Raw genomic sequence first — 9924 nt, 5'->3', positions numbered from 1 at the left:
ATTTTTTTTAAACCACCCGGGGCGCTGGGGGTTATGTTTTTTGGTGGGTTTGCTACCCCCCCCGTTTGGGGTGTGGGTCTAGCCGCTAGGGGGTGGGGGGGGGGGGTTCTCGTAGGGCGCAGTCCCCCACCCCGGCGCTTCGCGCCGACCCTCCCCACAAGGGGGAGGGTAAAGGAAGGCGACGGTAAGCTCTCAGAACGTCACCGCGATAAGCACCGCCGACAGCAACCCGAACAGCCCAATCAGCAGATAGTCCGCCACCTGGTACAATTTCAGCGCCTGCCTGATGTCCTGGCTTTCCGCCGCGCGCCTACCGCCTTCGCCCATATAGGCGTCCTCGACGATGACGCCGCCATAGCTGCGCGGGCCGGCGAGCGCCAGGCCGAGTGCGCCGGCCATTGCCGCTTCCGGCCAGCCGGCATTGGGCGAGCGGTGCTTTTTGGCGTCGCGCCGCACTGCTTGCCAGGCGTTGCGGGGATCGGCGCCGTCAACGAGAAAGGCGGCGGCAACGATCAGCAACGCGGTCAGCCGGGACGCCGGCAGGTTGATCCAGTCGTCGAAGAGTGCCGCCGCGCGGCCGAAGGCCTCGTGGTGCGGGGTGCGGTGGCCGATCATCGAATCGGCGGTGTTGGCGGCCTTGTAGGCGACGCCGCCGGCCAGACCGCAGACACCTGTCCAGAAGGCGGGCGCAACGATGCCGTCGGAGAAATTCTCGGCCAGGCTTTCGATGGCGGCGCGGCTGACGCCGGCATGGTCGAGCTTCTCGGGATCGCGGCCGACGATGCGCGCAACCGCGATGCGGCCGAGCGCCAGCCCGCCGGTATCCAGCGAATCGGCCACCGCCTCGACATGTTCGGTAAGGCTCTTTTGCGACAGCAGCGACGAGGCCAGGATTGCCGTGATGATCATGCCGGCAGGAAAGAGCTGCCAGAGCAGGATTTGCACGATGAAGGCGATTGCCGCCGGCACCAGCACGATCACCAGCAGCGCCTGCACGCCGCGGCGGCGACGCAGCGCGTCGGAATCAGTGTCGCGGTTGAGCCTGTGGTCGAGAAAGGCTATCAGCCTGCCGAACCAGGTGACGGGATGGCCGACGGCACGGAACAGCCAGTCCGGGTAACCCAGGATGCGTTCGATGGCCAGCGACAGGAAAGCGATCAGGATCGACATGAAGCTTTCTGATGGAGCGATTACTGTGGTGGATCACGGTGGATCCCTTGGCCGGGCGAGGGCGCTCTTCCCTCACGCGCCACAACCTTTCGTCGATCTCTCGACAGGTATCAATCCGCACTCCTACCCGCTTTTCGAGCTGCCCGCCACCGCCCTGTCACGATTGCCGGAGGCCGCGCGCCTGCGTGAGCTGGCCAGGGTCGCGGCCGGCGCCTATGGCGCGCCTTCGGCCGAGAATGTGGCGGTCGCCCCGGGCACGCAGATCCTGCTGCCGCGCGTCGCCTCGCTGGTCAGCCCCGGCAAGGCGCTGGTGCTCGGGCCGACCTATGCCGAGCATGCCAGGGCCGCCGCGATTGCCGGCCATGCGGTGGCGGAAGTCGACGATTTCGAGGCGCTTGCCGGAGCCGAAATTGCGATCGTCGTCAATCCCAACAATCCCGACGGGCGAGTCGTGTCGCGGGAAAGGCTGCTTCGGCTTGCCGAGACATTGCGCGCCATAGGCGGTCTGCTGGTCGTCGACGAAGCCTTCATGGATGTCGGCCCGCACGCGGAAAGCCTGGCCGGCGATGTCGGGTGGGGCGGCATCGTCGTGCTGCGCTCGTTTGGCAAGTTCTTCGGTCTCGCCGGCCTGCGGCTCGGCTTCGCACTTTCCGATGCGGCGACGGTCGAAAGGCTTGAAACGCAATTCGGCCCTTGGGCGGTCGCCGGCCCAGCGCTCGAATACGGCATCCGCGCGCTTGCCGACAGCGGCTGGCAGGCCGACATGCGGCGGCGGCTGGCGCAGGATGCGGCGCGGCTCGATGCGCTGCTTTCGCGCTTTGGCGTTGCTGTCGCCGGCGGCACGACGCTGTTTCGCTATCTCCGGCTTGCCGATGCACCGGGGCTGTTTTCGACGCTCGGTGAGCGCGGCATATTGCTCAGGCATTTTTCCGAGCGTCCCCAGGTGCTCCGCGCGGGGCTGCCTGGAAGTCAGGAGGAATGGCAGCGGCTCGAATCGGCGCTTGCCGACTGGCACGCACGGCGCGACGATGGGTCGAAGGAGATCGCGCCATGATCCATATCTGTTCGCTGGCAAAGCTTGAGGAGACGGTGGCCAAAAGCGGCGCCGAGCGCGTGCTGTCGCTGCTCGCTGCCGGCACCGAGGTGACGCGGCCGGCCTCAATCGCGAGGGAAAACCACCTGCATCTGGTCATGCACGACATCGCGGTGGCGCAGGACGGCATGACCATGCCCGGCGAAGACCATGTGCGCAGTCTGCTCGATTTTGCCCGGAAATGGGACCGCGCCAAACCCATGGTCGTCCATTGCTATGCCGGCATCAGCCGCTCGACCGCCTCGGCCTATATCATTGCGGCGGCGCTCGCCCCGAAGCGCGACGAAGTCGAACTTGCGCAGACATTGCGGAAGCTTTCGCCCTCGGCGACACCCAATCCACGGTTGATCGCCGTCGCGGATGCTCTGCTCTCACGACAAGGCCGCATGATCGAAGCGATCGAAGCGATCGGGCGGGGCGCCGATGCTTTTGAGGGTACGCCTTTCGTGTTGAAGATCGACGGCTAAGGCGGCCCGCTATGCCAGCCAGTCGGCAAGCTTCGCCTTGCGCACATCCTTCAACAGGGTGATGAAGCCGTCGGCCTGATGCTCCGCCGTCAGTCGGCCTTTCTCGGCCGTGGCAATGCTGGCATCGCCGACCACGCCGTTGGGGTTGAGATCCCCAGCGATCCAGGCGAAAGCGTGCGTTCCGGTGTGGCGCAGCAGCGCAAATTCGGTTTCGGCTCGGGCGACCTTGGAGGCGAAATTGTCGGCCTTGGCCATGTCGACTAACTCCGGGCGAAAATGCAGCATCAACGAGGTCTCGACGTCGCCGCCATGGATGCCATGGCGGTCTTCCAGCTCGGTGTACATGCCGGCGGGGCGGCCGAAGCGCTGCCAGCTGGTCTTCACCGCCAGCATCCTCTCACGCACGCGCAGCTCGCGCGTGACGATGCCCATGATCTCTTCATTGCCGCCATGCGAGTTGACGACGATCAGTTTCCTTACGCCTGCGCGGGCAACGGACAGGCCAAGCTCGGTCCAGGCATCGACCAGGGTGGCCGCCGGCAGGGTGAGCGTGCCCGGCGCCTGCAGATGCTCGTTCGACTTGCCGACCGTTTGGACCGGCAGGATGCGGATGTCGAGATCGCCGGGCAGGCGGGCGATGACCGTCTCCAGCATGCCGTTCATGATCGAGGTATCGGTTGATACAGGCAGATGCGGGCCGTGCTGCTCGATCGCCGCCACCGGCAGCACGGCAATCGTCGCCTCCGGATCGATCGCGGCGTATTCGGTGGTCCGGTAGTCGCCCCACCACACGCGTCTGTTTGCAACGGTCATGTCATGCCTCTTGACTGTGAGGGAGACCTAGCGCGCCAAACGTCGCCTGTCGATCACCCAGCCGCAATCGCCTCGACCTCGACCTTGAACTCCGGCCGCGCAAAGCCTGACACGATCATCAGCGTCGAGGCAGGCGCGGGGCTGGCAAACAAGCGGTCGCGGACGTCCATATAGGGCCGCAGAAAGGCGCGGTCGGTGACGTAGGCGTTTATGCGCACGATGTCGCCTAGCCCCAGCCCGGCTTCAGCCAGAATCGCCGCTATGTTTTGAAAGCAGAGCTCGGCCTGCGCGCCGGCATCCTCGGGGATCTGGCCGTCCGCCGTGATGGCGACCTGGCCGGAGCACAGAACCAGCCGCTTGCCTGGCGGCACCTCGACGCCGTGGCTGTAGCGGGCGAAAGGCGGCTTGATCGACTTCGGCGCGAGGTATCTGAACATGGCAATCTCCTGTCTGCGAGACCAGCCTAAGACGTGACCGATAGTACGTTCAAGATGTGGTGCATGGCACAAGGGCGATTGTGGACAGGCGTCCAAAAAATAGGCACGATGCCTCCCGCACAGCATGACCCGTCCGGTGTTGGCAGTGACTGCCGCGCAAGCAGGCGGCCCGGGCGGTGGCATGTGTCTTGCTTCTTGGATCAATGGTGTCGAGCCCGGCGCGTGACGCTCCGGAGCCAACAAAGGGTGGTGTCGATGTACGGAAAACAGAAGATTTCAGCGCTTGCGGTCGCGCTGCTTGGAGCCGGCACGTTCGGCGCGGCAGCAAACGAGAAGGTCACCTTCGGCACCAACTGGCTGGCCGAGCCCGAGCATGGCGGCTACTACCAGGCCGTCGCCGACGGCACCTACGCTGCATGTGGCCTCGACGTGACGATTTCGCAGGGAGGTCCGCAGGTCAGCGGGCGGCCGCTGCTGCTGGCCGGCAAGCTCGATTTCTACATGGGCGGCAATCTGCTGTCGGCTTTCGACGCCGTCCAGCAGGGCATCCCGATGCGCGTCGTCGCCGCCGATTTCCAGAAGGACCCTCAAGTCATCATGTCCCACCCGGGGCAGGGGCTGGACAAGTGGGAGGATTTGAAGAACGCCGACCAGTACATTCTCGGCGACGAGGGCGTCCAGACCTTCTTCCAGTGGATGGTCATCGATCTCGGTTTTGATGCCGCCAAGCGCGTGCCCTACACCTACAACACCGCTCCATTCCTGGCCAACAAGAAGTCGATCCAGCAGGGTTACGTCACCTCGGAGCCTTTTGCGGTCAAGAAGGAAGGCGGCTTCGTGCCCAACCAGTTCCTGCTCGCCGACTATGGCTGGGACACCTATTCGACGACGATCGAGGTGATGCAGGACACGATCGACAAGCGGCCGGAGGTGGTCCAGTGCTTCGTCGATGGCTCGGCCAAGGGCTGGTACAACTACCTCTACGGCGACAACAAGGCCGCCAACGAGATGATCAAGAAAGACAATCCCGACATGAGCGACGAGCAGATTGCCTTCTCGATCGAGCAGATGAAGAAGTTCGGCCTGGCCGATTCCGGCGACACCGAAAAGCTCGGCATCGGCGCCATGAACGAAGACCGGATCAAGAGCTTCTATGACAAGATGGTCAAGGCCAAGGTCACGCCCGAGGGCATCGATATCAAGAAGGCCTACACGCTGGCCTTCATCAACAAAGGTGTCGGGATCGAGCTGAAGAAGTAGTCGTGAAGCTGGAAAAGATGGCGCAGGCGCCCATGACGGCATCGGGTGAAGGCCCGATGCTGCTGACGCTGCGCCATGTCGGCAAGGTGTTTTCCAATGGCGTGACTGCATTGAGCGACGTCGATCTCGCCATCCGCGAGGGCGATTTTGTCAGCCTTCTCGGGCCGTCCGGCTGCGGCAAGTCAACGGCGTTGAGGCTGATCGCGGGCCTGTCGACGCCGACATCCGGTCAGCTCGACTGGGGCGGTTCGATCGACCGCGCCAATATCGGCTTCGTCTTCCAGGAACCGACGCTGCTGCCCTGGGCCGATGTCTTCGACAATGTCTGGCTGCCGCTCAGGCTGAAAGGCGTGTCGCGTGCCAAAGCGGCGCCGGTGGTGATGGAGATGCTGGAGCGGGTGCACCTGACCGGTTTCGAAAACGCCGTGCCGCGCGAACTTTCCGGCGGCATGAAGATGCGCGTCTCGATCGCACGCGCCATGGTGACGAAGCCGCGCATTCTGTTGATGGACGAGCCGTTCGCGGCACTCGACGAGATCACCCGCTTCAAGCTCAACAACGACCTTCTGGAGCTGTGGCAGGACGAGCGCTTCACCGTCGTCTTCGTCACCCACAGCGTCTTCGAAAGCGTGTTCCTGTCAAACCGCGTCGTCGTCATGGCGGCGCGGCCGGGCCGCGTCCATGCCGAGTTGGCAATCGATGCCGCCTATCCACGCGACGAGGTGTTCCGCACTTCGCCCGACTATGCCGCGCTCTGCCGCCAGGCCTCGGACATCCTGGTCAACGCCATCAACACATCAGCCGGACCGCACCATGACGGCCATTGACCAGAATGCCGCAACGCTCGACGCGGAAGAGGCCGGCCGCGTACGCCAGGAGCGGCTGGAGCGGATCGGCCGGTGGGTCTTGCCGCTGGCGATCATGATCCTGGCGATCTGGCTGTGGGACCGCATCTGCGTGTGGAACGCGATCCCGCAATATATCCTGCCGCGCCCCGGCGTGGTGCTGTGGACGCTCTATAGCGATGCCGGGCTCCTGTTCTCCGCGCTGCTGGTCACGTTGCGCATAACCTTTCTCAGCCTGCTGCTCGCGGTCGTCGGCGGCGTCGGACTGGCGGTGCTGTTTGCGCAATCGAAATGGGTGGAGATGTCGTTCTTTCCCTTCGCCATCGTGCTGCAGGTAACGCCGATCGTGGCGGTCTTCCCGCTCATCAACATCTATGTGGACAACCAGACGGTGAAGCTTTTGCTTTGCGCCTGGATCGTTGCGTTCTTCCCGATCCTGTCCAACACCACGCTCGGCCTCAATTCGGTCGACCGCAATCTGCGCGACATGTTCAAGCTCAACGGCGCGACGCGCTGGCAGCAATTGCGCTATCTCAGACTGCCGGCGGCCATGCCGTATTTTCTAGGAGGCTTGAAGATCGCCGGCGGTCTGTCGCTGATCGGCGCCGTGGTGGCCGAGTTCGTCGCCGGCGCGCAGGGACAATCCTCAGGGCTCGCCTCGCGCATCATCGAGGCCGGCTACCGCCTCAACGCGCCAAGGCTTTTCGCGGCGCTGATCCTGATCTCGCTCACCGGCATATTGATCTTCCTGGTGCTGTCGCTCGTGTCGCATCTCATCCTGCGCCGCTGGCACGAGAGCGCGCTGAAGCATGAGCGGTAGGGGGGTTGGGTGACGTGATTGAGATGCTGGCGCGAAACACCCCCCTCTGGCCTGCCGGCCATCTCCCCCTCAAGGGGGGAGATTGGACGTCATCCGGGATTTCGCCAATTATCGACGTTGGAAGACGGGTGCTGTCGGAAAAGCTGCCAATCTCCCCCCTTGAGGGGGAGATGCCCGGCAGGGCAGAGGGGGGCGGTCCTTGATACCGACCTCTGGCTCGTACCATCTCACCAACGTCCGCCTTCACCGGTCGCTGACATCAGGTCTTGCCCCCACTTACGACACCGACGGTTTCGCGCTGGCCGACATCGCCGTCGCCGACGGTAAGCTCTCCAGCATCGCCGCGCACAAGAAATCAAAAGCGCCAGCCACCGCCATCGACCTTGCCGGCCGCATCATCCTGCCGTGCTTCGTCGACTGCCACACCCATATCGACAAGGGCCAGATCTGGCCGCGCAAACCCAATCCCGACGGCAGTTTCATGGGCGCGCTCAATGCCACCAGCGCCGACCGTGCAGCGCGCTGGAGCGCCGAGGACGTGGCGCGGCGCATGGATTTCTCTTTGCGCTCGGCCTACGCGCACGGCACCAAGGCCTTGCGCACTCATCTCGACAGCGTGCCGCCACAGGAGGAAATCTCCTGGCCGGTGTTCGAGGCGATGCGGGAGAAATGGCGCGGCCGCATCGAATTGCAGGCAGCCTGCCTGCTCGGCATCGAAGGCGTGCGCGACAGAAAGTGGTTCGAGAGGCTGGCCAAGCGTGTGGCTGCGGCCAAGGGCGTGCTCGGCGTCGTCACCTATATGGTGCCGGATCTCGAAGAGCTTCTCGACAAGGTGTTCGCCGAGGCGAACAAGCACGGGCTCGATCTCGATTTCCACGCCGACGAGACCGACGATATCGCGGCGATCTCGCTGAAGAAGATTGCCGAGGCCGCACTCTGGAACGGTTTTGAGGGCAACATCCTGGTGGGACATTGCTGCTCGCTGGCGCGCCAGCCGGACCTCGACGTGCTCGACACGCTGGACAAGGTCGCCAAGGCCAAACTTGCCGTGGTGTCGCTGCCGATGTGCAATCTCTATCTGCAGGACCGGCGCGCCGACCAGACCACGCCACGCTGGCGCGGCGTGACCTTGCTGCACGAGATGAAGGCGAGGGGCATTGCGGTCGCGGTCGCCTCCGACAACACCCGCGATCCTTTCTATGCCTATGGCGATCTCGACATGCTGGAGGTCTACCGCATGGCGACGCGCATCCTGCATTTCGACCATCCGGTCGGCGACTGGCCGCAGACGGTGGCGGCGACGCCGGCCAAGGTGATGCGGCTCGACGGTGTCGGGACACTGGCAGCCGGTGGCAGCGCCGATTTCATCGTCTTCAAAGGGCGGAGCTGGACGGAATTGCTCTCGCGGCCCGAATCGGATCGCATCGTCGTGCGCGACGGCCGAGCGATCGACAGGCAATTGCCCGACTATGCCGAGCTCGACGAACTGATGGTGGAATGATGGATGTTTCGGCGCTCAAACGCGATCTCGACGGGATAAAGCTCGACGACAATCCGGCCATCGTCCAGCAGAAGAGCCGCGACTTCTACTGGTACAGCCCGGTGCTGAAGCAGCAGCTCGACCACGTCACCGGCGACCTGATCGTGACACCGAAGACCGAGGCCGAACTGATCCGTGTGCTCGCCGCCTGCCACCGCCACGGCGTTCCGGTGACGCCGCGCGGCAGCGGCACCGGCAATTACGGTCAGGCGATGCCGCTATCGGGCGGCGTGGTTTTGAACCTTGCCGAGATGAACGAGATCAAGGCCATAGCGCCGGGCCGCGTCGTCACCGGGCCGGGCGCGATCCTCGCCGACATCGACAGAGCGACGCGCGCGCATTCCGGGCAGGAACTGCGGCTGTCGCCGTCGACCTACAACACCGCCTCGATCGGCGGCTTCATCGCCGGCGGCTCGGGCGGCGTTGGCTCGATCAATTTCGGCGGTCTGCGTGATTTCGGCAATGTGCTGCGCCTGCGCGTCGTCACTATGGAGGCGGAGCCGAAGGCGCTCGAACTCACCGGCGAGGACCTGCACAAGGTCACCCACGCCTATGGCACCAACGGCATCATCACCGAGGTCGAGATGCCGCTGACTGCAGCCTATGAATGGATCGACGTGATCGTCGGCTTCGACGCTTTCATGCCGGCAGCCCGCTACGGCAACGCGCTGGCACGCCAGGACGGCATCCTGACCAAGCTGATCACGCCGATCGCCGCGCCCGTGCCGCAGCTCTATTTCAAGCGCCACCAGAAGTTCTTCCGGGACGGGCAAAGCATCTGCGTCGTAATGGTTGCCCGGCATGGGCTAGACGCGTTCCTCGCCTTCACCCGCCGCGCCGGCGGCGAGGTCATCTTCAATGCCGCGACGGCCACGGACGAAGAGAAAAAGGGCCTGCCGCCGGGCTTCGAGCTGGCGTGGAACCACACCACGCTCAGGGCACTGCGGGTCGATCCCGCGATCACCTATCTGCAATCGCTCTATCCGTTTCCCAACCAGCTGGCGCTGGTGGAGAAGATGGACGCGATGTTTCCGAACGAGGTCTTTTCGCATCTCGAATTCGTGCGCCTCGACGGCAACATCACCTGCTTCGGCCTGCCGCTGGTGAAATTCACCACCGAGGCGCGGCTCAACGAAATCATCCGGCTGCATGAGGAGAACGGCTGCCCGATCTTCAACCCGCACCGCTACACGCTGGAAGAGGGCGGCATGAAGCAGACGGATGAAATCCAGCTCGCCTTCAAGCGCGAGACCGATCCGCAAGGCCTGCTCAATCCCGGCAAGATGATCGCCTGGGAAAATCCGGATTACGACTATCGCTCGGGCCGGACTTTTTTGTTCAAGGGTTTGCAGAAAGCAGAATGAGCAGAGGTTTGAGCTTGAGCACCCCCCTCTGTCCTGCCGGCACAGGCCCTACGCTGCCGCTTCGGGCGTTCGTCGTTTGGAAAGCCAAGCAATTGGCTTCCCATCGGCTTCGCCG

Annotated in this window: 10 protein-coding genes; 7 read left to right on the top strand and 3 right to left on the bottom strand. The window is 64.1% G+C overall.

Going from position 1 to position 9924, the window contains the following annotated elements:
• Nucleotides 1-192 precede the first annotated feature (192 nt).
• Entirely contained in the window at nt 193-1170 is a 978-nt protein-coding gene (cbiB, locus tag NKJ80_RS15590) for an adenosylcobinamide-phosphate synthase CbiB (protein WP_352497870.1), read from the bottom strand.
• Between cbiB and cobD the strand changes: the two genes are divergently transcribed.
• Together cobD and NKJ80_RS15580 are read left to right on the top strand one after the other, a co-directional pair.
• Nucleotides 1169-2224: a threonine-phosphate decarboxylase CobD gene (gene cobD, locus NKJ80_RS15585; RefSeq protein ID WP_352497878.1), complete on the top strand. Its 1056-nt coding sequence runs from the start codon at nt 1169-1171 to the stop codon at nt 2222-2224. The two genes, cbiB and cobD, sit on opposite strands and share 2 nt — an antisense overlap.
• Complete coding sequence (locus NKJ80_RS15580; protein ID WP_023746849.1) at nt 2221-2730, top strand: tyrosine phosphatase family protein; 510 nt, start codon at nt 2221-2223, stop codon at nt 2728-2730. The genes cobD and NKJ80_RS15580 overlap by 4 nt, the downstream gene beginning before the upstream one ends.
• Nucleotides 2731-2739: 9 nt before the next feature.
• On the opposite strand, the gene NKJ80_RS15575 is transcribed toward NKJ80_RS15580, so the two are convergent.
• Together NKJ80_RS15575 and NKJ80_RS15570 are read right to left on the bottom strand one after the other, a co-directional pair.
• Nucleotides 2740-3543 (bottom strand): creatininase family protein, encoded by an 804-nt coding sequence (locus tag NKJ80_RS15575; RefSeq protein ID WP_023670776.1) that lies wholly within the window; start codon nt 3541-3543, stop codon nt 2740-2742.
• Between the two features lie 53 nt (nt 3544-3596).
• Nucleotides 3597-3980 (bottom strand): RidA family protein, encoded by a 384-nt coding sequence (locus NKJ80_RS15570; RefSeq protein WP_023731928.1) that lies wholly within the window; start codon nt 3978-3980, stop codon nt 3597-3599.
• Between the two features lie 255 nt (nt 3981-4235).
• On the opposite strand from NKJ80_RS15570, the gene NKJ80_RS15565 reads away from it, so the two are divergent.
• The 5 genes from NKJ80_RS15565 to NKJ80_RS15545 all read left to right on the top strand — a co-directional run bounded on the left by NKJ80_RS15565 (nt 4236) and on the right by NKJ80_RS15545 (nt 9809).
• Entirely contained in the window at nt 4236-5240 is a 1005-nt protein-coding gene (locus NKJ80_RS15565) for an ABC transporter substrate-binding protein (protein ID WP_352497869.1), read from the top strand.
• A 2-nt stretch (nt 5241-5242) separates the two neighbouring features.
• Nucleotides 5243-6067, top strand: coding sequence for an ABC transporter ATP-binding protein (locus NKJ80_RS15560; RefSeq protein WP_023690277.1), 825 nt, complete (start codon nt 5243-5245; stop codon nt 6065-6067).
• Complete coding sequence (locus NKJ80_RS15555) at nt 6054-6905, top strand: ABC transporter permease (RefSeq protein ID WP_023690276.1); 852 nt, start codon at nt 6054-6056, stop codon at nt 6903-6905. Before NKJ80_RS15560 ends, NKJ80_RS15555 begins: the two co-directional genes overlap by 14 nt.
• Before the next feature lie 199 nt (nt 6906-7104).
• Complete coding sequence (locus NKJ80_RS15550; protein WP_352462785.1) at nt 7105-8406, top strand: cytosine deaminase; 1302 nt, start codon at nt 7105-7107, stop codon at nt 8404-8406.
• Entirely contained in the window at nt 8406-9809 is a 1404-nt protein-coding gene (locus NKJ80_RS15545) for an FAD-binding oxidoreductase (protein ID WP_352497877.1), read from the top strand. The genes NKJ80_RS15550 and NKJ80_RS15545 overlap by 1 nt, the downstream gene beginning before the upstream one ends.
• Nucleotides 9810-9924: the final 115 nt, after the last annotated feature.

Source organism: Mesorhizobium sp. M0030 (genome assembly GCF_040323695.1).
Taxonomy (GTDB): Bacteria; Pseudomonadota; Alphaproteobacteria; order Rhizobiales; family Rhizobiaceae; genus Mesorhizobium.
The sequence above is the reverse complement of the archived record's forward strand: the minus strand, read 5'-3'. Positions and strand labels throughout refer to the sequence as shown.

Coding starts and splice junctions, on each gene's coding strand:
- cobD (WP_352497878.1), top strand. CDS start 1,169: ATGAAGCTTTCTGATGGAGCGATTACTGTGGTGGATCACGGTGGATCC.
- cbiB (WP_352497870.1), bottom strand. CDS start 1,170: ATGTCGATCCTGATCGCTTTCCTGTCGCTGGCCATCGAACGCATCCTG.
- NKJ80_RS15580 (WP_023746849.1), top strand. CDS start 2,221: ATGATCCATATCTGTTCGCTGGCAAAGCTTGAGGAGACGGTGGCCAAA.
- NKJ80_RS15575 (WP_023670776.1), bottom strand. CDS start 3,543: ATGACCGTTGCAAACAGACGCGTGTGGTGGGGCGACTACCGGACCACC.
- NKJ80_RS15570 (WP_023731928.1), bottom strand. CDS start 3,980: ATGTTCAGATACCTCGCGCCGAAGTCGATCAAGCCGCCTTTCGCCCGC.
- NKJ80_RS15565 (WP_352497869.1), top strand. CDS start 4,236: ATGTACGGAAAACAGAAGATTTCAGCGCTTGCGGTCGCGCTGCTTGGA.
- NKJ80_RS15555 (WP_023690276.1), top strand. CDS start 6,054: ATGACGGCCATTGACCAGAATGCCGCAACGCTCGACGCGGAAGAGGCC.
- NKJ80_RS15545 (WP_352497877.1), top strand. CDS start 8,406: ATGGATGTTTCGGCGCTCAAACGCGATCTCGACGGGATAAAGCTCGAC.